Annotated in this window: 12 protein-coding genes; 2 read left to right on the top strand and 10 right to left on the bottom strand. The window is 58.1% G+C overall.

Annotated elements, in window-relative coordinates; genetic code table 11:
• Positions 1-14: 14 nt before the first annotated feature.
• The 4 genes from NF347_RS12540 to NF347_RS12555 all read right to left on the bottom strand — a co-directional run bounded on the left by NF347_RS12540 (position 15) and on the right by NF347_RS12555 (position 6,379).
• On the bottom strand, positions 15-1,640 hold the full coding sequence (locus NF347_RS12540; RefSeq protein ID WP_107681486.1) for a CTP synthase: 1,626 nt from the start codon (positions 1,638-1,640) through the stop codon (positions 15-17).
• Positions 1,641-1,734: 94 nt separating this feature from the next.
• The gene (locus tag NF347_RS12545; RefSeq protein ID WP_107036246.1) at positions 1,735-2,772 is read right to left on the bottom strand and encodes an asparaginase; all 1,038 of its coding nucleotides are present in this window, start codon (positions 2,770-2,772) and stop codon (positions 1,735-1,737) included.
• A gap of 5 nt (positions 2,773-2,777) precedes the next feature.
• Positions 2,778-4,817, bottom strand: a complete 2,040-nt coding sequence (metG, locus tag NF347_RS12550; protein WP_107036245.1) for a methionine--tRNA ligase — start codon at positions 4,815-4,817, stop codon at positions 2,778-2,780.
• A 56-nt stretch (positions 4,818-4,873) separates the two neighbouring features.
• Positions 4,874-6,379, bottom strand: coding sequence for a sensor histidine kinase (locus NF347_RS12555; RefSeq protein WP_107036244.1), 1,506 nt, complete (start codon positions 6,377-6,379; stop codon positions 4,874-4,876).
• Between the two features lie 223 nt (positions 6,380-6,602).
• Here NF347_RS12555 and NF347_RS12560 point away from each other — a divergent pair, with 223 nt between their 5' ends.
• Positions 6,603-7,049: a thioredoxin family protein gene (locus NF347_RS12560; RefSeq protein WP_107036243.1), complete on the top strand. Its 447-nt coding sequence runs from the start codon at positions 6,603-6,605 to the stop codon at positions 7,047-7,049.
• Positions 7,050-7,132: 83 nt separating this feature from the next.
• On the opposite strand, the gene NF347_RS12565 is transcribed toward NF347_RS12560, so the two are convergent.
• Together NF347_RS12565 and NF347_RS12570 are read right to left on the bottom strand one after the other, a co-directional pair.
• A complete protein-coding gene (locus NF347_RS12565; RefSeq protein ID WP_237613023.1) occupies positions 7,133-9,439 on the bottom strand; it encodes a TonB-dependent receptor in 2,307 nt (768 codons plus the stop codon).
• A 116-nt stretch (positions 9,440-9,555) separates the two neighbouring features.
• Complete coding sequence (locus NF347_RS12570) at positions 9,556-9,837, bottom strand: hypothetical protein (RefSeq protein WP_128702201.1); 282 nt, start codon at positions 9,835-9,837, stop codon at positions 9,556-9,558.
• 267 nt (positions 9,838-10,104) lie between these two features.
• On the opposite strand from NF347_RS12570, the gene NF347_RS12575 reads away from it, so the two are divergent.
• Positions 10,105-13,446 (top strand): leucine-rich repeat protein, encoded by a 3,342-nt coding sequence (locus tag NF347_RS12575; protein WP_274945985.1) that lies wholly within the window; start codon positions 10,105-10,107, stop codon positions 13,444-13,446.
• An 18-nt stretch (positions 13,447-13,464) separates the two neighbouring features.
• Here NF347_RS12575 and NF347_RS12580 read toward each other — a convergent pair whose 3' ends face one another.
• The 4 genes from NF347_RS12580 to NF347_RS12595 form a co-directional block, all read right to left on the bottom strand.
• Positions 13,465-14,805, bottom strand: coding sequence for a methyltransferase RsmF C-terminal domain-like protein (locus tag NF347_RS12580; protein ID WP_107036240.1), 1,341 nt, complete (start codon positions 14,803-14,805; stop codon positions 13,465-13,467).
• Positions 14,805-15,785: a 6-phosphofructokinase gene (pfkA, locus tag NF347_RS12585; RefSeq protein WP_107036239.1), complete on the bottom strand. Its 981-nt coding sequence runs from the start codon at positions 15,783-15,785 to the stop codon at positions 14,805-14,807. The genes NF347_RS12580 and pfkA overlap by 1 nt, the downstream gene beginning before the upstream one ends.
• 244 nt (positions 15,786-16,029) lie before the next feature.
• On the bottom strand, positions 16,030-17,841 hold the full coding sequence (locus tag NF347_RS12590) for a RagB/SusD family nutrient uptake outer membrane protein (RefSeq protein ID WP_107036238.1): 1,812 nt from the start codon (positions 17,839-17,841) through the stop codon (positions 16,030-16,032).
• Positions 17,842-17,860: 19 nt separating this feature from the next.
• On the bottom strand, positions 17,861-20,902 hold the full coding sequence (locus tag NF347_RS12595) for a SusC/RagA family TonB-linked outer membrane protein (RefSeq protein ID WP_107036237.1): 3,042 nt from the start codon (positions 20,900-20,902) through the stop codon (positions 17,861-17,863).
• Between the last annotated feature and the right edge of the window lie 226 nt (positions 20,903-21,128).

Here is a 21,128-nt window from a genome sequence, read left to right on the forward strand (position 1 = left end):
GTTAGTGTTGTGATTTATTGTTTATCGGTGTTTTTTTCTGCGGCATATCCGGCAGCGGCCTTCACGAAGTCGACGAAGAGTGGACTGGGGTTGAGCACCGTGCTGGAGTATTCGGGGTGATACTGTGTGCCGACAAACCACCGCAGCGAGGGTATTTCGACCACTTCTACAAGTCCGGAGGAGGGGTTTTCGCCTACGCATGACAGTCCGGCCTGTTCGAAGCGTGTGCGGTAGGTGCTGTTGAATTCATAGCGGTGGCGGTGACGCTCTCTGATGTCGGTGGCGCCGTAGGCTGCCGCGGCGTGCGATCCGGGCTTGAGGCGGCAGTCGTAGGCTCCGAGCCTCATGGTGCCGCCCATGTTGCTGATATGCTTTTGCTCCTCCATGATGTCGATGACGTTGTCGGGGGTTTCGGGGTTCATCTCGGTGGAGTTGGCCTGCTGAAGTCCGAGTACGTTGCGGGCGTATTCGATGACCATACACTGCATACCGAGGCATATTCCGAGCGTGGGTATGTCGTGCTCACGAAGCCATTTGAGCGCTGAGAATTTGCCTTCGATGCCGCGCTGTCCGAATCCGGGGGCTATGATCACTCCGTCCATTCCCGACAGAAGCTGTTCGGCGTTGTTGTCGTCGAGTTGTTCGGAGTGGATGTATGTCAGGTTGAGTTTCAGGTCGTTGTAGGTGGCGGCGTGTACGAGTGCTTCGGATATTGATTTGTAGGCATCCTGAAGTTCCACGTATTTGCCCACGAGGCCTATTTTGACTTCGCGCGAGGCGTTGTGCAGACGGTCGAGGAAGCTGCGCCATCGTGTCAGGTCGGGTTCGCCCTTTACGGTCTGTCCGGTAAGGCGCATCACGATCTCGTCGAGGTGTTGCAAGTGGAGCATCAGCGGCACGTCGTAGATCGACTGGCAGTCCATCGACTGGATCACGGCGTCGGAAGCTACGTTGCAGAACTGGGCTATCTTGACTCTCATCTGTGCCGGGACGTCCTTTTCGGTTCGGAGCACAAGTATGTCGGGCTGTATGCCGAGCTGCTGCAGCTGCTTGACAGAGTGTTGGGTGGGTTTTGTCTTGAGTTCTTTGGCAGCGTGGAGGTAGGGCACGTAGGTGAGGTGCACTGTCACGCTGTCGCGTCCAAGCTCCCAGCGGAGCTGTCTGACACTTTCCAGAAACGGGAGCGACTCTATGTCGCCCACGGTGCCTCCGATCTCGGTGATGACGTAGTCGTATTGGCCGGTTTCGCCAAGGATCTTGATGTCGCGCTTGATCTCGTCGGTGATATGCGGTATGATCTGCACTGTCTTGCCAAGATAGTCGCCACGGCGCTCCTTGTCGATGACGCTCTGGAAAATGCGGCCTGATGTGACGTTGTTGGCCCGTGAGGTGCGCATGTTGGTGAAGCGCTCGTAGTGACCAAGGTCGAGGTCTGTTTCCTGTCCGTCCTCTGTCACGTAGCATTCGCCGTGTTCGTAGGGATTGAGTGTGCCAGGATCTACGTTGTAATATGGGTCGAATTTCTGTATCGTGACGCGATATCCACGTGCTTCAAGCAGGCAGGCGAGCGATGCGGCGACAATGCCTTTGCCGAGCGACGACACCACTCCTCCTGTAACGAAAATATACTTTGTTTCCACCTTCGGATGTTGTTGAAATTACAAAGATGCAAAGTTACTAATTTTTCTGTTGCATCGGCAAAAAAAATCAGGTGTCCACTCTTTGGAACCAGCGTCAGCCGGCGGTCAGTTCGCCGCATATCGAGCATGCGAAGTGGTCGGCCACTTCGGCTGAGTCGAGTCCGAGTCCGAAGAGATACATCAGTTTGGTTATGGCGGCCTCGCAGGTGATGTCGTGGCCGGCCACGGCTCCGGCGGCCATGAGGGCGTCGGCGGCGGCATATCGGTGGTGTACGGCTCCGTTGATGCATTGTGTGACGTTGACCACAACGGTGCCGCGCTCTATGGCTTCGCGCACAGCTTCGGCAAACCATGGCGCAGTCGGGGCGTTGCCCGCTCCGAAGGTCTTGAGTACCACTCCGCGTATGCCGGGAGTGGCGAGCTGGTGGCGCAGTGTCTGCTCTGTGATGCCCGGGAAGAGGTCGATGAACATCACGCGGCGGTCCATGGCGTAGTGGGTGTGGAGCGGCCGGCGTTCGGCAGTGCGGTAGAGGGCGTCGAGGTTGAAGTGGATGCCGAGTCCTATCTGTGCCAGGGGCGGATAGTTGTTGCTTTTGAATGCGTTGAAGTTGTCGGCGCTGATCTTTGTGGCGCGGTTGCCGCGCCAGAGATAGTTCTCGAAGAGTATGGCCACTTCCTGTACCATCGGTCGGCCGTCGGGGGTGGTGGCTGCCGCTATCTGCACTGCTGTGATGAGGTTTTCCTCGCCGTCGGTGCGCACCTCGCCTATGGGGAGCTGCGATCCGGTGATGATGACCGGTTTGGCGAGATTCTCAAGCATGAACGACAGGGCGGAGGCCGTGTAGGCCATGGTGTCGGTGCCGTGGAGCACCACGAAGCCGTCGTAGGCGCGGTAGTTGTCGTGGATAGTCCGGGCGATGGATCCCCAGTGGTCGGGATCCATGTCGCTCGAATCTATGGGATGGTCAAATGAAACGTTGTCGATCTCGTAGTTGAGCATACGCAGTTTGGGCACGTTGTCGATCAGATGGTCGAAGTCAAACGGCTCAAGGGTGAGCGTCGTGGGGTTTTCGATCATCCCGATGGTGCCTCCGGTGTAGATCAGCAGTATGCGTGGACGGTTCTGTTCCATTCGGTTTATTTCACTTGTGCTCCGGCTACCACCGGTCCGGTCGGGCCGATCACGACGAGGCTGCCGTCGGCGTTTTCGGCCGAGAGTATCATGCCCTGGCTTTCGATGCCTTTGAGTTTGCGCGGCGGCAGGTTGGCGATGAAGCACACCTGCTTGCCCACCAGATCCTCGGGCGCGTAATGCTTGGCGATGCCGCTGACTATGGTGCGTCCGCCGAGCCCGTCGTCAATGGTGAATCTGAGCAGTTTGTCGGCTTTGGGCACTTTAACGCACTCCTTGACGGTGCCTACGCGTATGTCGGCTTTCATGAATGTGTCGAAGTCCACATCGGGCGCCTGCGGCTCTGCCTTGAAGCCCTTGAGCTGGTTGGCGCGCTTGATGTCGTCGAGTTTCTTGAGCTGCGCGGCTATGACGGAGTCGTCGATCTTCTCGAAGAGCAGCTGCGGGGTGGCTATCTCGATTCCGGCCGGCACGAGGTCGAATGTGCCGATCATATCCCAGCTGAGTCTGTCGAGGCGGAGCATCGAGGCGATCGATGCCGATGCGAAGGGCAGGAACGGCTCGAAGGCCACAGCAAGGTTGGCGCATATCTGAAGCGCGAGGTTGAGTACTGTGGCTGTGCGCTGTTCGTCGGTCTTGGCGGTCTTCCACGGTTCGGTTTCCTGCAGGTAGCGGTTGCCGATCCGGGCTATCTCCATGGCTTCCTTAAGCGCTTCGCGGAAGTGGAATGTGTCGAGTGCCTCGTCAAGACGGCGGCGTGTCTGACGTATCTCCTCCATCATGGCGCGGTCGGTGTCGTTGGGTTCCCCGGCTGCGGGCACCATCCCTCCGAAGTATTTGTGGGTGAGCACTGCGGCGCGGTTGACGAAGTTGCCGAGTATGGCCACGAGTTCGTTGTTGTTGCGTGCCTGGAAGTCGGCCCATGTGAAGTCGTTGTCCTTTGTTTCGGGCGCGTTGGCTGTCAGCACGTAGCGGAGCACGTCCTGTTTGCCGGGGAATTCGCGCAGATACTCGTGGAGCCAGATGGCCCAGTTGCGCGAGGTGGAAATCTTGTCGCCCTCAAGGTTGAGAAATTCGTTGGCAGGCACGTTGTCGGGAAGCTGGAATCCGTCGCCGTAGGCCATGAGCATGGCGGGGAACACGATGCAGTGGAACACGATGTTGTCCTTGCCTATGAAGTTGATGATGCGCGTTTCTGGATCTTTCCACCATTTCTCCCAGCTGTCGGGCAGTATCTCCTTGGTGTTGGATATGTAGCCTATGGGAGCGTCGAACCACACGTAGAGCACCTTGCCTTCGGCGCCTTCGACCGGCACGGGCACGCCCCATTTGAGGTCGCGGCTGACGGCTCTGGGCTGCAGACCCATGTCGAGCCATGACTTGCATTGTCCGGCCACGTTAGGCTTCCATTCCGGGTGTTCGTCGAGTATCCAGTGGCGCAGCCGCTCCTCATACTTGTTGAGGGGGAGATACCAGTGGGTGGTTTCGCGCCAGCTGACCGGTGCGGATGTCAGGCGCGAGTACGGATCGATCAGCTCGGTGGCTGAGAGTGATGTGCCGCAGGCCTCGCACTGGTCGCCGTAGGCCTGTTTTCCGCAGTGGGGGCATGTGCCGCCTACGTAGCGGTCGGCCAGAAATTCACCGGCTTCGGCGTCGTAGGGCTGCATGGATGTCTGCACCTCGAAACAGCCGTTGTCATACAGGCGGCGGAAAAATTCGGAGGCGGTGCGGGCGTGGATGTCGCTCGTGGTGCGCGAATACACGTCGAACGTGATGCCAAGCTCCTTCATCGAGTCGCGGATTATGGCATGATAGCGGTCGACGATATCCTGCGGCGTTACGCCCTCTTCGCGTGCCTTGATGGTGATGGGCACTCCGTGCTCGTCGCTTCCTCCCACCATCACCACTTCCTGCCCCTTCAGGCGGAGGTAGCGGGCGTAGATGTCGGCCGGCACGTACACGCCGGCGAGGTGACCGATATGCACCGGTCCGTTGGCGTAGGGGAGCGCGGTGGTGATGAGTGTGCGTTTGAAATTCTTTTCCATTATGTCTGATATGACTTGTTTTTCTGTGAAATGTTGTAGTGTGGTTACGGGTCGGATCAGGGGTGCAACTCCACGATGAAGCGTGCTCCGTGGACATACTCCTCGTCGAGGCGTACAGTGCCGTTCATGCGCGCGGCTGTCACGGCGCAGATGGGGAGTCCGAGCCCGTCGCCACCGGTGAGGTCACGCACCTGCGCGAACGGTTTGAAGAGGTCGGCTCTCGCTTCCGGGGCTATTCCGGGGCCGCTGTCAGTGACGATGAACTGTATGTTGTGCGGGCCGCGCTTTTTGAATTCGAGTGTGATCTTGCCTCCTGCGGGGGTGTATTCGGCTGCGTTGGAGAGCAGATGGTCGATGATGCCGGCGAGCGCTTCGGCGTTGATGCGCGCGCTCATCTTGGGGGCGTTGACCGATAGCGTCACCTCGGGGCGCAGAAGCGGTTCGACACGCGCGGCTGCTTCCTGACAGAAGTCGGCCACGTTGACCTCTTCGGTGGGGAGCGGCTGGTCGATGGCGTTCTCCTGGTCGGAGAGGGTCTGTATATGCTCGGCAAAGCCTTTCAGAGCCTTGACGGCCGGCAGATTCTGCGGCAGGGTGTCGAGAGTCGGAGCCATCTGCGACGATATGTTGGCTATGAAACGGCTCTTCATCTCATTGTTGGCTTTGGCGGTGTTGATGGCTTTTTTCTGCCGTTTGGTGGTGGCGATATAGCGCACGAGGCTGATGCCGAGCATCACGAGCGCCACGGCGAGCAGTGCCGCCAGTGCTATGAGCCCGACTATTATGGCTGTCTTTGCTGTAAGCGATGAGTCGCGCTCCTCGATGGTCTGCTTCGCGGCCTCGTAGTCGGCGTTGAGCCGTGCGTATTCAGCGGCGGCTCTGACTTTGCCTATGCTGTCGCTCCATGCGAGATATTTCTCGTATGATCGTGCGAGCATCCGCGCATTGTTGGTGCGTGTGGCGGTCTGTATTATTGTCTTGTAGCATTCGTCGGCCTTGTCGTAGTTGTTGTCGTTGAGATACAGCGCTATGAGCTGGTTGATTGCCTGATCGCCTTTGTCGGGCTGTCCGAATGTGTAGTAGAAGTTGGCTTCGGTGGTCAGCAGATCCTTGTCGGTTTCGGGATTTTTCTCGTCCTGTGCCCACTGTCGCATTCTGGCGAGCTGTTCGCGCGCTTTTTCTACATTTTTAAGCTTCATGTACATGCGGTGGCGTTCGCGTGCTATCGGGTAGTGGAGTCCGGGACGCTGTTTTCCCTGCTCGGTCTCGGCTGCGGAGAGCACGGCTTCGGCGCCCATAAGTGTTTCGAACGCTTCCCTGTAGTAGTTCTCGCGGTGGTATAGCGCGCTGACGTTGACAGCGGCCGGCACGGCCTTGTCGGCGTTCTGCTCCTTGGCAAATGCTTCGTAGGCTTTGAGATAGTGGTAGCGGGCCTTGACATACTCTTTCTGCTCAAGCGCGGCGTCGGCCTCGCGCTGCAGGTTGTCGCCGCGGCTCTGTGCGGCAAGGGGGAGCCAGCCGCAGATGATAGTCATCGCTACAATGGCAAGATAAGATTTCATATCCGAATCGATTGTTTTGTCTGAATGTTTGTGTCAATAATGGGGTGGTCGGGAGGTCTGTGCCCTGATCCGACATCAGTTTCGTGTAAAGTTATTGCAAAGTTAGGGCAAACTCCCCATGTTTCAAAAAATCGTGGTGGTGATTTTTGCAAAGCGTCTTGAAATTGGCTAATTTTGCCTCCGAATAACAAACGGAATAACAAAAAAAATTACAACAACGACTATGAAAGTGCTTAACATCATTGTTGCAGCCGCCGCTTCGATGGCGCTGATGGCTGCATGCTCTTCAAAGACCGGATCGGCCGCCGCAGAGGCATCGCAGAACGATACCGTGGCTGTAGCTGCTCCCGCTGAGGCTGTGATCGAGGTTGCCGCAGGCGACACCGCTCTCTCTTTCTCGACTCCGCTCGCAGTGATCGACTTCAACGCCACATGGTGCGGCCCGTGCCAGCAGTTCAAGCCTGTATTCCACAAGGTGGCTGCCAAATATGCCGACCGTATAACATTCTTCTCGGTCGATACCGATTCGTGCCCCGCGCTCGCAGCGCAGTATCAGGCGCAGTCCATCCCGCAGATCACGGCTATCAGCGCCGACTCTGTGGTGGCCAACCAGATCGGCTCGATGTCGGAGGCTGACTTCACAGCCTACATTGAGTCGCTGCTTCAGTAAGCCGACGATTCGCGACAATACTAAAAACGCTTCCTGTACAGAGTTGTGTACGGGAAGCGTTTTTTCATGACGTCAGCGGGCTTTTATAGGCTGATGGAGACCCCGGCGTTGATGCATCGGGGGAGAGCCGGGCCGTAAATATAGCCAGAGTCACGGTTGACACCGGAGTCGAAATCGTTCTGATAGGAGTTGAAAATGTTGCTGACTCCGGCCGAAACATCGAGATTCACGCGGTTGAAAAGCTTGAAATTGTAAGTGAGTTTGACCGATGCGTCGAAAAACGACTGTGTGCGCACTGCCAGATCCACATCCGTGCCCGATCCCTCCATATGCTGTACGGTCATGGGGCCTGTGCCGGTGGCGTTGAATGTGGCCGTAAGCCGATGGGTTATTTCCCAGTTGGCGGTGATATATCCGTAGATGTCAGGCGTGCGGAACATTTTTTTCTCAGCCGGCACGGCAGGGTTGTCGCTCCACTGTTCGGGTTTCTTGTAGCGGCTGCTTTGCAGAGTGATGCCGCCCTGCATGTCGAAATGGTTGGAGAAAAATGCCTTGGCTTCAAGATTCATGCCCATTACGCGCGCTCCGCTGCCATTGTAGCGTTCGAGCACGGCGTTGCCCGCGGCGTCGGTCCCTTCGAGCTGTCGTAGGGCGAACACATCACGCAGGTCGGTGAAGAATGCCTCGACGAGCAGATTGGTCTGCACGTTGCCGAAACGGTGGTAGAGGTCGGCCGAGAGGCTCACGCTCTGCGAGCTTTCCTGCTTGAGGCCTGGTGCAAGCACGGTGACGACACGTTCGCCGCCTACGATTGCCACGTGGAAGTCTTCGTCGTAGGCCTGCGGCGAGCGGAAGCCGGTGGAGTAGGATGCTCTGAAATTCATGTTTGACGACGGGTTGAAGCGTATGTTGAGTCGGGGCGATATTATGGGGTCGTGGATCAGCGAGTGCTTGTCGACACGGGCGCTGGCCAGAAAGCCCCATCGCTCGTCGCGCCATTCGTTCTGCAGATAGCCGCTGTAGATGCGAACGCACTGCTTCACGTTGTGGTCATAGCCGAGGGTGACATCATGCAGGCGGTTGAAGGAGTACTCCGTGCCCGCCACGAGCTTGGCCGGCATGAAGAGGAAGCGGTCCATCGAGTGGGTCCACTGACCTCCGGCGGTGATAACCAGGTCGGAGGTGCGTCCGTAGGCGTCGGGATCCATTTCAGATCCGTAGTAGCTCTGACGTCGGGTGTTCTGGCTGGCGGCGAACACCGACAGGTGGTCGCGGCGGTCGCGCAGCCAGAGGTCGAAGGTGGCTTCTCCGGCGTGGATGTTGTGGTCGGTCTGTTCGGCTATCATCGCCATATGGGGCGGAAGCTTGAGATTGTCGCCTCCGCGGCGGTATTCGTGGGTATTGTGATATTCGACGGTGAGCTTGCTGATGTCGGAAGTGCGGAAGAAGCTGCGCGCTCCGAGTGTCTGTGTCTTGAGCTGTGCCACTTCGGTGAATCCGTCGCCGTTGTGGTCATATCCGTCGCGGTGGCGGCTCTGTCCGTAGATGAATAGCCCCGCAAGGCCGTTGTCGGTGACCACCGATGCGTTGAGGGTGGTGTTGTTGTCAAACGATCCCGAGGGGCCGATCGACGTCAGCTGGTGCGATACCTGTGCGGAGTTGGTCATCGGATCTTTGGTGATGATGTTGATGGTGCCTCCTATGGCCGATGAGCCGAAGAGCGCCGATCCGCCTCCGCGCATCACCTCCACGCGGTCGATCATGTTGGCCGGTATCTGTTCGAGCCCGTAGACTCCGGTCAGAGCCGAGAATACGGGGCGGGAGTTCATGAGTATCTGCGAGTAGTGTCCGTCGAGTCCGTTGATGCGCACCTGCGTGAAGCCGCAGTTCTGGCAGTCGTTCTCCACGCGCACTCCGGGCTGGAAGTCGAGTCCGTCGGCGAGTGAGCACGCCCCGAGCCGCTGGAACATTGAGCCGTTGATCACGTTGACGAGCGATGGGCTCTCACGGCGGAGCGTTTCGCTCTTCGATGAGGTGACCACCACCTGGTCGAGCATGAACGCGTCGGGGGCGAGATCGAAATTGACTTCTACTGTCCGCCGCGGCTCTACAGATGTTTCAAGCCGTGTGGTGACGTATCCGGTGCAGCTTGCCTCAAGTGTGTATTCTCCGGGCTTGAGATCGCGGAATATATAGTGACCCGATGCGTCGGTAACGGTGGCGAGGCTCGTGCCGAGGATTCTTATGACGCAGCCCGGCATGTGTTCGCCGCTCTCGGTGTCGAGCACGTGGCCGCCTATGTTTGCGTCGGTTGTCTTACTGTTTTGTGCTGATATGCAGGAGATGCCGATGGTGTATGCCATCAGCGCGATGATGATTCGTCTGGTCATTTGTGAAACTGTTGATGATGTGGAATTTTGCAATAGGGTCGCAGTGGCCGCGGGCAGTTTCACGAAACGGTCGGAAATGCCTTGTGGTCAAGTGCGGGTATGTGTGGGGATCATCATCAGCAGCAGGGTGGTCCGCGCAGTTTTGCGCTGAGATGGCCGGCGTATGGCGTCGTGGCGTCATAATGGCCTACGATTAAGGCGTATTGTATTGGAGCGGCATCGGACGGATCCGCGCATGGCGTGTCGGCCGAAGAGGCCGTGAGGTTGAGTGATGCTATGAGGTCAAGCTCATTCGCCGTATGGGTATGGTGTGAAGATGATGTGTAGGGATGGGAGTGTGCCACCAGCCGTCCTCCGGAGAGCAGATGATAGTGTGTGAACACGGTGTTCGAAAACATAAAGTTGACGAACACAAGCAGCAACGCGGCGGAAAATATCTTCGCAGCTTTTCTCTTCACGCTGCAAAGTTACCAAGAATCCGCGAAATACGAAAAAACGCGGGTGAATGGTCTATGATACGTGATAAATGTTGTGTGGGACGGTGGTGTCATGATGTATGCGTGGAGTGGTTGCGGATCGGTGTTTCTATGTCGAGGTCGTTACGCGATTTTAGCAGGTGGTGATTTTTTGTTAATTTTGCGGCACAGGGATTCATGACCAGTATTATGATAAAGTATTTGCTTATGGCATTGCTGTGGATAGCAGCGCCATGTGCCAGTTCGCAGACCATATTCGAGTATCATCGTTCGACTTACGACGTATTGCGGTTTGAAACGATCGCCGGCCGGTCCGGCGAGTGTCGTTTGTTGAAGCCTTCGTCGGGAAATAAGCCTTATGGCTATAGCAGTTCGTCGTATGTAGTCCCCGATGAGGTGACCGACCGCGATACAGGACAGAAATACAGGGTGACAGAGATCGGCGCCGAAGCTTTCATGGGCAGCAACAACGTGCTGTCGGTGGAGCTTCCGCTATGGCTTAAGAAGATTGATCTTGACGCGTTCCGCAGCTGCGGCCAGCTTAAGGAGATCGCGATACCCGACGGGGTGACGGAGATCGGACCGCGTGCGTTCATGCTGTGCGCCAAGCTTGCGAAGGTAGAGATGGCATCCCGGTCGATGCTCGCCACCATCGGTGGAGAGGCCTTTTCGGGTTGCAAGAGTCTGAAGTCGTTCACTATCGCCGAGAATGTGACATACGTCGGATCGGAGGCGTTCGCCAACTCAGGCATAGAGAATATACAGTTCAACGCCACGCGGTGCCCCATGAGCGGCACTCGCTATCAGCCTCCGCTGTCGGGTACGAGCAGCGTCAGGGTGACGTTCGGGGAAAATGTCCGTATGATTCCCGACAATTTCTTTGCCGGCGTGAAGCGGATGTACAGTTTCGACGTTCCGGAGAGTGTGTCCGAGATCGGCGAGGCGGCGTTTCTCGGCTGTCCCGACCTGCAGGTTGTAAGAGTGCCCGCGTCGGTGAACAAAGTCGGCAGTTCGGCTTTCGAGGGGTGTGTGAGTATGGTGGAGAGCGATCTGTCATCGGTCACTACGCTCGGGCGGTCGGTTTTCAAAGGCTGCACGAAGCTTGCGAAAGCTGTGCTCAGTCAGCGTCTTGACAAGATCCCCGACGAAACGTTCATGGGATGCGTCGCACTTGAGGATTTCGCCATTCCGTCGGCGGTGAGGATGATCGGAAAGCGTGCTTTTCAGCGCTGTGCCGCGTTGCCGCTTGATGGTGTGGCTCTATGGCCTAAGCATCTTGCCACGATCGATACGCGCGCGTTCGAAGGGTGCGAGTTGCTGATATCGTTACCTCCGGCGAGTGTGCGTTACGGTGACTATGCGCTGTCGGCCACCGGGCTTGAGTCAGGCAAAGTCCTGTCGACGACACTCGGCAAGGCAGTGTTTGCCGACTGCCTGTCGCTCAAATCGCTCTCGACACAGTCGGGTATGGGGCTGACTGTGATACCCGACAGCCTGTTTGCCGGATGCCGCGCTATGGAGGTGATGCCCGTAATGTCGATTGATCTCGAATCGATCGGCGATGAGGCGTTCAGGGATTGCGTGTCGTTGCATGCGGTGGATGTGCCGGCAGGCTGTGAGAGTATAGGCAATGGAGCGTTTGACGGTTGCACGGGTCTCCGCGCGGTGAAACTCAACAATCGACTGTCGTCGATCGGTTCTGTGGCTTTCAGGGGCTGCAGCTCGCTTCAGGCGATAGATGTTCCGGATATGGTGGAAAATATATGGGCGGCGACATTCAGCGGATGCTCGTCGCTGGAAAGTGTAGGCATAGGATGTCATGTGGTATCGATCGCAACCGACGCTTTCGACGGATGCGCCGATGTCACGCATGTGACGGTGACAGCTCTGCAGCCTCCGACGACTACCGACCGGTTCTTTCCGGCGGATGTGTTCGCGTCGGCGATGCTCTACGAGCCTGCCGAGCGTGGCGCCGCCTATGCGGCGGCCAACGGTTGGCGTCTGTTTCACCAGCGTACTACGCTCGAACCGGTAAAGGCAGTCAATATCCTATTCGAGCCGGCGCACGGCACGGACATACAGCTGCAGCAGGGCGATGCTTCGCGCATAAAGGCGCAGGTGGTGCCCGACAACGCCACATATCAGGCTCTCGAATGGCACAGCTCCGACGAGTCGGTGGTGGCTGTGGATCCTGACGGAACTCTCCATGGTCTGCAGGTGGGCGAGGCGATTGTGACAGTCCGTCTGGTCAAGGGCGATGTGCCGGCGTTTGTGTTTCGGGTATATGTGGATCCCAAGCCTGTGGCCATGATTTTGATTGACGAGGAGAGTGTGGAACTGACCGAGGGCGACACCCGTGCGCTTGCGGCTGCGGTATATCCGGCCAATGCCACCGACCGCAGGGTCGAATGGAGGAGCTCCGACGAATCGGTGGTGACTGTTTCGGCCGACGGCCTGCTGACGGCGCTTGTGCCGGGCGAGGCGGTTGTCACTGTCGCGGCTCTCGACGGGTCGGGCGTGGTGGCCTCGTGCGATGTGAAGGTGCTTAAACGTATCATACCGGTGGCAGGCGTGACGCTTGACGTCTCTGAAATGGAGCTGATAGAGGGTGATACGCATGGACTGTCGGCTATAGTGACTCCCGACGATGCTACCGACAATGGTGTGGACTGGAGCAGTACGGATGAGTCGGTGGCAGTAGTGGCAGCCGACGGCACGGTGACCGCCGTGGCTCCCGGCATGGCTGAGATAAAGGCTACAGCTCATGACGGCTTCGGACAGGAGGCAGTGTGCAGGGTGACGGTGAAACGCCGCATCATATCGGTGGAGGAGGTGGCTCTGACGGCCAACGCCGCGGAGTGTACGGAGGGCGACGAGATAGAATTTGCGCTGACCTACGGTCCGTCGGATGCCACCGAGCCTGAGGTGGAATGGAGTGTTTCGGATCCGGAAATGGCGCGCATGATTTCGCCCGGACGATTCCTGATCATGCGTCCCGGGGAGGTGACCGTCACAGTGACGGTGACAACGCCCGACGGCGTTGCCAGAAGTGCGTCGGCTACTGTCAAGGCTTCGCCGCGTATATACCTTGTGGCGACGATCGTGCTTTCGTCGGAGGAGGTGGAGCTGACCGAGGGTGAAACGATGCAGCTGACCGCTGCGGTGACTCCCGACAATGCTACTGACAGCAGGGTGAGCTGGGCAGTGTCTGACGCGCATGTCGCCACTGTGAGTGAGTCCGGACTGATCGAGGCTCTGGCCGAGGGGAGCGCTGTGGTGACGGCATCGGCGATTGATGGATCGGGAGTCGTGGCCGAGTGTCGTGTCAAGGTTGTGGCCGCGCCCGTGGTGTCGGGCATACGTTCGCCGTGGGACGGTATGACAGACGGAGCCGAGACGGTGACTGTCAGCGATCTCGCGGGCAGGATAGTGTATAGCGGTCGCGCCGACGGCCTGAAGGGGGCGTCGCTGCCGCATGGATATTATATCGTTGCGACGCCACGGAGAGTGGTGAAGGTGCTGATAAGGTGATAAGGTGATCCGGTGAGATCAGAGGCTCATGCGTATGCGCCACTCCTGCGGATAGAGATTGTTGGCGCGGTTGCCGAGATTTTTCACCCACCCGAGGGGGAGTCCGTCGAATTTGAGCAGAACGAATCCGCGCGGCGCATCGATGCCGACGGCCTCGCGCCGCAGGAATGCGACCGCTGTCGGGCCGCTTATATCGCATGAATTGAACAGGCCGGCATTGAGCAAAGTCGACATGGCGAGCTGCTGCGAGGGCACGATGTCCTTGCCTTTGATCTCGCCCAGCTCGATGCGTGGCCACAATGCTGCCGGCAGGGCGCATGGCAGATATGCCAGCAGCCGGTTGCCTTCAGGCGATATGATGGCTTCGGGCGAGGCTATCCACTCCCTGCAGCGGTCGTAGCGGCGGTCGTGCCGGAGTGTCTGTCCGCGTGTCGGGCGCGTTTGTTTTCCTATGGCTCCGTCGCTCTTACGTATTATGGCCATGAAGAGTCCTTCGCCGTCGAGCCGATGGGGCATGAAACGCATGCACCATGCATCGGTGCCGATACCGGGCGCGATACCCCATGAAGGGTCGATTGGCTGTGGCATGACGGTCTCTCCGCCGAGGGTGTTGATGATCCACTCCACGTTTTCCTCGTTTTCATGGCGGTTGAAGGTGCAGGTGCTGTAGATCAGATAGCCTCCGGGTCGGATGGCGGGCCACAGATCGGCTATGATCTCTCTCTGGAGCGAGGCGCACTGCGCGGTCAGGGCCAGAGTCCACTGGCGGCGCGCTTCGGCGTCCTTGCGCATCATTCCCTCGCCGGAGCAGGGAACGTCGGCGGCCACGATGTCGAATGAGGCCGGATAGCTTCCGAACTGTCCGACGGAGCCTTGTGTGACTGTGGCCGGAACGCCCCATTTGGCGAGGTTCTCGCAGAGGATTACGTGGCGTTTGCGGTCAAATTCGTTGGCGACGGCCACCGATCCGGGTGGCAGAGCCGACAGGGCGGCGGTGGTCTTGCCGCCGGGAGCCGCGCAGGCGTCGAGATAGCTGACGGGGCGTCCGTCGGCCAGACCTGCTACAACGCGGGCTATGATCATCGAGGATGCGTCCTGCACGTAGTAGCGTCCCTGATGGAGATGCGGATCGGCAGTGAAAAGCGGGCGCTCCGGAAGGTAGAAGCCTTCGGCGCACCAGGGCACCGGCCGTGTGGCGTCCCATTTTCCGTCGGGAACACCTTTGGCCGGATTGACGCGTACAGCCACCGACGGCTCACCGTCGAGCGCGGCCGCGAGGCCTTGCGTCAGCGGTGAGCCGTATGACTCTATCTCCCGGACGAATCCGGAGGGAATTTCGGGGAAACCTTGGCGGTCCATCAGATCGACAGGCGGCGCAGGGTGTCGAGGAGCGCCCGGTTGATGGGCTTGTCGTTCTTGATGGCCTTGGTGAACGGCACGTAGCAGATGTTGTCGTTCGAGATGCCTATCATGACGTTGCGCTGATCCTCAAGCAGTGCGTCGATGGCAGCCGCTCCCATGCGCGAAGCCAGTATGCGGTCGTGGGCTGTGGGCGATCCGCCGCGCTGCAGGTGGCCGAGTATGGACACACGCACGTCGTAGCCCGGATATTCGTTCTTGACGCGTTCGGCCATGCCCATGGCGCCTCCGGTGACGGGGCTTTCGGCCACGAGCACGATCGAGGAGTTTTTCGATTTGCGGAATCCGTTCTGTATCAGTTCGGCCAGCTGGTCGACCTCGGTGGAGATCTCCGGTATGATGGCCGCTTCCGCTCCCGATGCGATGGCTCCGTTGAGAGCCAGAAATCCGGCGTCGCGGCCCATGACCTCGATGAAGAAAAGTCGCTCGTGGGAGGTGGCAGTGTCGCGGATCTTGTCGACGCACTCCATGATGGTGTTGAGCGCGGTGTCATATCCGATGGTCGTGTCGGTGCCGTAGAGGTCGTTGTCGATGGTGCCGGGCAGGCCTATGCAGGGCAGATTGAACTCGTTGGCAAAAATGCGTGCTCCGGTGAGCGATCCGTCGCCTCCGATCACCACCAGGGCGTCGATGCCGTGGCGTTTGATATTGTCATAGGCCAGCTGACGGCCTTCGGGTGTGGTGAATTCCGGGCAGCGTGCTGTCTTGAGGATTGTGCCGCCGAGCTGTATGATGTTGCTGACGTTCTGGGTCTTGAAATCCTGTATCTCGTCGGAGATCAGACCCTTGTAGCCGCGATAGATGCCCTTTACCTTAAATCCGGCGAAGATGGCCGCGCGTGTGACGGCGCGGATGGCTGCGTTCATTCCGGGAGCGTCGCCTCCCGAAGTGAGGATGCCTACGCATTTGATTTCTGACATAATCTATGTGGTTTTTTGGTTTTGATTAAGCCGCAAATATACGTAAAATCCGTCTTACAAATCTTAAAAATAGACTAAATAAATGCTAACGGAGCCGGCAGCCGCGTCAGCTTGCATGTTCACAATGGGAAAAGATCTGATGGTTGGAGCATGGGTGATGAAAAAGAGACTCCCCGGAGCAGCCTGCGAGGCTGCTCCGGGGAGTCCGGTATCTGTTGGGTCACCTCGCAGGGAGGTGTCCGGGTCAGTTGAGGATCACTCCGGCGTTGTCAGTGGGGTTCTGAGTGAGTGTGCCGGGATATGCGTTGATCGCATTCTGGGGGATGTAGTAGACTACGCGGTACTCAGTGGCCGGTATCTCCTGCGACTGTGTGTGCGCGCCGGGATAGTGGCGGGTGAGTGTGCCTCCGTTGCGGAACACGTCGTAGCTCCTCTCGGCCTGATATGCAAGCTCGAGTGTGCGCTCCTTGTCGATGAGTTCGGCAGCGTTGGTGGCGTCAAGCGTCGGATACTCGCCGCCGATGATGGCGCGGCCGCGGACGAGATTGAGGTCCTGGAGAGCCTGGCCGTATTGTCCGAGTTTTGCATTGGCTTCAGCGCGGTTGAGGTAGATTTCGCTCAGACGGCTGATGACGGGCGAATGGAGGTGTGATTCCTCGCCTTCGCGTGAGCACTTGGTGATGTAGAACTGCGGATACACGCGGTTGAGCGAGATGTAGTAGTCGATGAATCCGTCGACAGTCTGTTTGCCGCCCTTCTCGGTAGTGTAGGTGATCGAGTAGATGTCCTGTGCGGCATCGACTGCTGTGAGCGGATAGGTGTTGTCGATCACCGTGTTGCCGTTGTCGTCGGTCTTGGTGTCGTAGGCATCGACAGGCACTCCGTTGGCGTCGCGGTGTATGCGGAGCTGCACGTAGTCCTGAACGTCGGGTGTGGTCCACACGATGAAGCGGATCACCTCGTAGGGCACGTTTTGCTCACCTGTCACCGGATCTTTGGCCAGAGTGGTCTCGTAAGTAGGTTCGATGTAGGCCGCGCGTGCGTCGCTGAGATAGTAGGATTCCTCGCGCCAGTCGTTGCGGCCCGTTTCGTTGAGCAGATCGATGTACTTGGCCGATGCATACATTTCGCCCCAGCCCATGCCGCCGATGTTGGCATACATGCCGCCGATGCCGTAGTAGTGGTCAAATCCGGAGAATTCGGTTTCTACGCGCTTTACCACGAATATAGCCTCAGGGTTGTTTTCAGGCACGATGGTGGGATATTTCATCAGATCGTCGCGGCTGACGAGCGAGTAGTCGCCGGAGTTGATCACCTTGTCGGCATACTCTACTGCGAGGCGTGCATACTCGTTGTTGGGGTTTTCGTAGGTTCCGCTCATGTAGAGATACACACGCGAAAGCATGGCCTGTGCGGCGCCTTTCGAGGCGTAGGCCGGACCCTTGTCGACGGTAATCAGTTCCTCGGCCTTTCTGAGGTCGGAGATCACCTGCTCGTAGGTCTGTGCTACGGTGGCGCGGTCGTCGAGATGCAGGTCGCCGATCACGTCCTCCGGGGTGCCGTTGACGATGGGCACACCGAGGTTTTTCTCGGGAGCCTGATAGTAGGGACGGCCGTAGGCGCGCACGAAATAGAAGTAGAGCATTCCGCGCACGTAGTAGCACTCTCCGAGGGCGTTGTCGACCTCGGCGGATTTTCCTTCCTCAAACATGTTGATGATGTTGGAAGCCTGTGCTATGCCCTTGTAGCCGTAGTCCCAGAAGTTCTGCAGGCGGTAGTTGTTGGGGGTGCGGGCGAAGGAGATGAACTCGAAGAAGGCGTCGGTGGAGTTGCCTCGGATCATCATGTTGTCGCCGGCATATTCGCCGCAGCGGTGCATGGGGTCGGACCATGTCTTGAGCTGGGCATAGACGCCGTTCATGAGTGCGTCGAGCGATGCTTCCGGATTGCCGGTCACCTGCTCTGCCGACATGGAGCCGTTTGGAAGACGCTCCACATCGCATGATGCCGTGATCATCGCGGCTGCCGCTACGGCAGCGGTCAATATCTTTTTCATTTCTGTAATTGCTTAGAGGTTAAAGGGTGATGTTGATTCCGAGCGAGAAGCGGCGGACCGACGGATATACCGATGCGCCGGTGGTTCCCATCACTACTCCGTCCGATGCGGGGAGTTCGGGGTCGACACCCGAGTACTTGGTGACGGTGAAGAGGTTTTCGCCGCTGAGCGAGACGCGCAGGTTGGAGATGCCATAGCGGCGGAGCTGGTTGAAGTTGTAGCCGACGGTGAGCGAGCGGAGCTTGAGGAAGTCGCTGTCCTCAAGGAATCGCGACGATGCGAGGTTGCCTTTGTCGGTGTTGTTGTATTTCGCTACGGGGTGTGTGGCGATGTCGCCGGGTTTTTCCCAGCGGCTCCATCCGCTCTGAAGCTTCATCTGGTTGCGGTCGACGTAGGCACCGTCGGAGTCGTATTCAATACGCGAGTAGTTGAAGATCTTGCCGCCGACGCTGTAGCCGAAGTTGGCGTTGAGGTCGAGGTCTTTCCAGCGGAGGCTTGTGGAGAATCCGCCGTAGAAGTCGGGCGACACGCTTCCTACCTTGTAGTAGTCGGCCTTGGCATAGTTGTCTGTGATGACCTTGTTGCCGTCCTCGTCGTCCATATACCACTGGGGTGCTCCGTTGTCGGGGTTGACGCCGGCCCATTCCTTGAGCCAGTATGTGTCGACAGGTTCGCCGACCTCAAGCAGACGGTTGGCCGATCCGGCTATGCCTGATCCGTCACCGATGATCACGGGCTTGACCACCATTGTGCCGTCGGCTTCTTTCTGCTTGTAGAGGTCGCGGAGCTCGTTTTTGTTGGTGGTGAGATTGGCCTCGAGGCTCCATGTCCAGTCGCGTGTGGCGATGATCTCTCCGCCGATAGTCAGCTCGATGCCTCGGTTGCGCATCTTGCCGATGTTGCGGTAGATCGATGTGACGCCCACGAGGCCGGTGACGGGCACTGCGTAGATAACGTTGTCGGTGTTCTTGTTGTACCAGTCGAAGTTGACGCGCAGACGGTCGTTGAAGAAGTTGGCGTCGAGGCCGACTCCGCCGGTGAAGGTGCGTTCCCATGTGAGATCCTTGTTGCCGATCTGCGAGATGAGTGCTCCGGGGACGCCGTTGTAGTTGACGCCAACGGAGTAGAGGTCATACTGCGGATAGAGCGACGAGGGACGGTTGCCGACGCTGCCGTAGGATGCGCGCAGCTTCAGGAAACTTACCCAGGGAGCGTTGAACCAGCTCTCGCGGTTGATGATCCATCCGCCGCTGACGCTGTAGAGGTTGCCCCAGCGCTGTCCGAGGTTGGAGGCGCCGTCGCGACGGAAGCCTGCCTCGAGGAGGTAGCGGTTGTCGTACATGTAGTTCCACTTTGTGAAGTAGGACTGCACTGCGTATTCAGTGACACCGCCGCCCACGGCTTCGGGCTTGGCGGTGACGTCGAGCACTTCTATGCCGGGCACGAAGCCGACGCCGGTGGCGCTCATGTAGGTGTATTTGTAGTCCTTATACTCGTAGGCGAGCAGGCCGTCGAGGCGGTGCTTGGTGCCGAACATCTTGTTGAAGAGAAGCTTCTGTGTGGTCGATTTGCGGACTACGTCGGAGCTCCACTCGTAGATGCGTCCGTCGACGCCTTCGCCGCCCACCGAACGCGGGTCGGTGTAGCTGTGAGTCTTGTACTGGTTGAAGCGGTAGGAGTTGACGCTCTGCCATTTGAGCCAGGGGGTGAACTGCACGTCGAAGTCGAAGTTGCCGTTGAACTCATAGTTGACCGATGTGCCCTTATTGCCTGCCTCAAGGTCGTTGAGGTAGTTGTTCTGCTGGGAGTTGACCCATCCGCTGTAGCGGTTGGGCACGAGGTTGCCCTCTTCGTCGTAGGGGGAGTCCCAGGGGAGCATCGAGTACATGGCGCTTACCGAATACTGACGGTCCTCGATGTCGCGGCGCGATCCGTAGAGAGTGGGCCGGATTGTGAGGAACTTGTAGGGCTTGTACTCGGTGGTGGCGCGGAAGGAGTATTTCTGGAACTTGTATCCTTTCACTGCTCCGTCCTCGTCGTAGTAGCCGAGCGAGAAGTAGGAGTTGAGTTTATCGTTGCCGCCGGATATGCTCACGTGGTAGTCCTGCGAGAATCCGGTGTGTGTGGCGAGATCCCACCAGCTGAAGTTGTCGTTGCGCAGCTCGGGTGTCCAGCGTGTGAACTTGATTGCGTCTGCGTTCTGGAACGATGCGAAGTAGTCGTAGAGCCCGGCTCCGTCCATTACTTCAAACCGGCCGTTGTTGAGGTTGGCGATGCCGAGCTTCACCGAAGCGCTGGCTTTCATTTCGCCCGACTTACCCTTCTTGGTGGTCACGACCACTACGCCGTTGGCTCCGTCAGATCCGTAGATAGCGGTCGAGGCGGCGTCCTTGAGGATGGTCATGCTCTCCACGTCGTCGGGATTGAGGTCGCCGGCACCTGTGCCGACGATCACTCCGTCCACTACCCATATCGGGGCGGTGGCGCCGCTCAGCGAGGCCTGTCCGCGGATCACTACAGCTGCTCCGGCGCCGGGCTGTCCGCTACCGGGGGCTACATATACGCCCGAAACCTTGCCGTTGAGCATGTTGGCGAGGTTGGGGGTGGTCACGTCCTTGAGTTTTGTGTCCTTGATGCTTGTGAGGGCGCCTGTGAGGCTCTCTTTGGTCTGCACGGTGTAGCCGAGCACCACTACTTCGTCGAGTGTGTTGGCCGCTTCCGACAGTTTGATGTCAAGGTGCTGACCGTTCCATACGACGGTCTTGTCGTTATAGCCGATGTAGCTTACGATGATTGATGAGCCGGCCTTTACGCCCTTGAGGCTGAACTTGCCGTCGATGTCGGTGGAGGCGGCTTTTGTGGCGTCGCCGACCACTTTGACGGTGGCGCCGACGAGCGGTTCGCCGGTGTCGTCTGTTACAGTGCCTTCGCAGGCCGCGGTCTGCTGCTGGGCGGCTACAGGTGCATAACTGCCCCCCCCCTCAGTGGCTTGCGCCGAAGGGATGCCTGCCGAAGCAAGGAATGCTGTGGCCATTAAGGCCGGAAAGAACCTTTTTTTCATGGAAAAAGCGGTTTTTTTGTTAATGATTGGTTTTTGAGATATTACAATTTTTCAGGATCCCGATTGTGTCAATCATGGTTGCCCTGTACATTTGTTAAGGCAAAGATATATAATAAATGTGAAATAATACCAACATAGTAGAAAAAATCATTCGGAAAATCATTCAGAAAATTTAGTCGTGTGCATAGTCGGCTGTCATATAGCCTTGTCCGGACTGCACACTGCT

The sequence above is a fragment of the Paramuribaculum intestinale genome, from assembly GCF_030759015.1.
Lineage (GTDB): Bacteria > Bacteroidota > Bacteroidia > Bacteroidales > Muribaculaceae > Paramuribaculum > Paramuribaculum intestinale.

Excerpts from the sequence above, each read along its gene's own strand:
- NF347_RS12545 (WP_107036246.1), bottom strand. The coding sequence starts at position 2,772 with ATGGAACAGAACCGTCCACGCATACTGCTGATCTACACCGGAGGCACC.
- metG (WP_107036245.1), bottom strand. The coding sequence starts at position 4,817 with ATGGAAAAGAATTTCAAACGCACACTCATCACCACCGCGCTCCCCTAC.
- NF347_RS12555 (WP_107036244.1), bottom strand. The coding sequence starts at position 6,379 with ATGAAATCTTATCTTGCCATTGTAGCGATGACTATCATCTGCGGCTGG.
- NF347_RS12560 (WP_107036243.1), top strand. The coding sequence starts at position 6,603 with ATGAAAGTGCTTAACATCATTGTTGCAGCCGCCGCTTCGATGGCGCTG.
- NF347_RS12565 (WP_237613023.1), bottom strand. The coding sequence starts at position 9,439 with ATGACCAGACGAATCATCATCGCGCTGATGGCATACACCATCGGCATC.
- NF347_RS12570 (WP_128702201.1), bottom strand. The coding sequence starts at position 9,837 with ATGTTTTCGAACACCGTGTTCACACACTATCATCTGCTCTCCGGAGGA.
- NF347_RS12575 (WP_274945985.1), top strand. The coding sequence starts at position 10,105 with ATGATAAAGTATTTGCTTATGGCATTGCTGTGGATAGCAGCGCCATGT.
- NF347_RS12580 (WP_107036240.1), bottom strand. The coding sequence starts at position 14,805 with ATGGACCGCCAAGGTTTCCCCGAAATTCCCTCCGGATTCGTCCGGGAG.
- pfkA (WP_107036239.1), bottom strand. The coding sequence starts at position 15,785 with ATGTCAGAAATCAAATGCGTAGGCATCCTCACTTCGGGAGGCGACGCT.
- NF347_RS12590 (WP_107036238.1), bottom strand. The coding sequence starts at position 17,841 with ATGAAAAAGATATTGACCGCTGCCGTAGCGGCAGCCGCGATGATCACG.
- NF347_RS12595 (WP_107036237.1), bottom strand. The coding sequence starts at position 20,902 with ATGAAAAAAAGGTTCTTTCCGGCCTTAATGGCCACAGCATTCCTTGCT.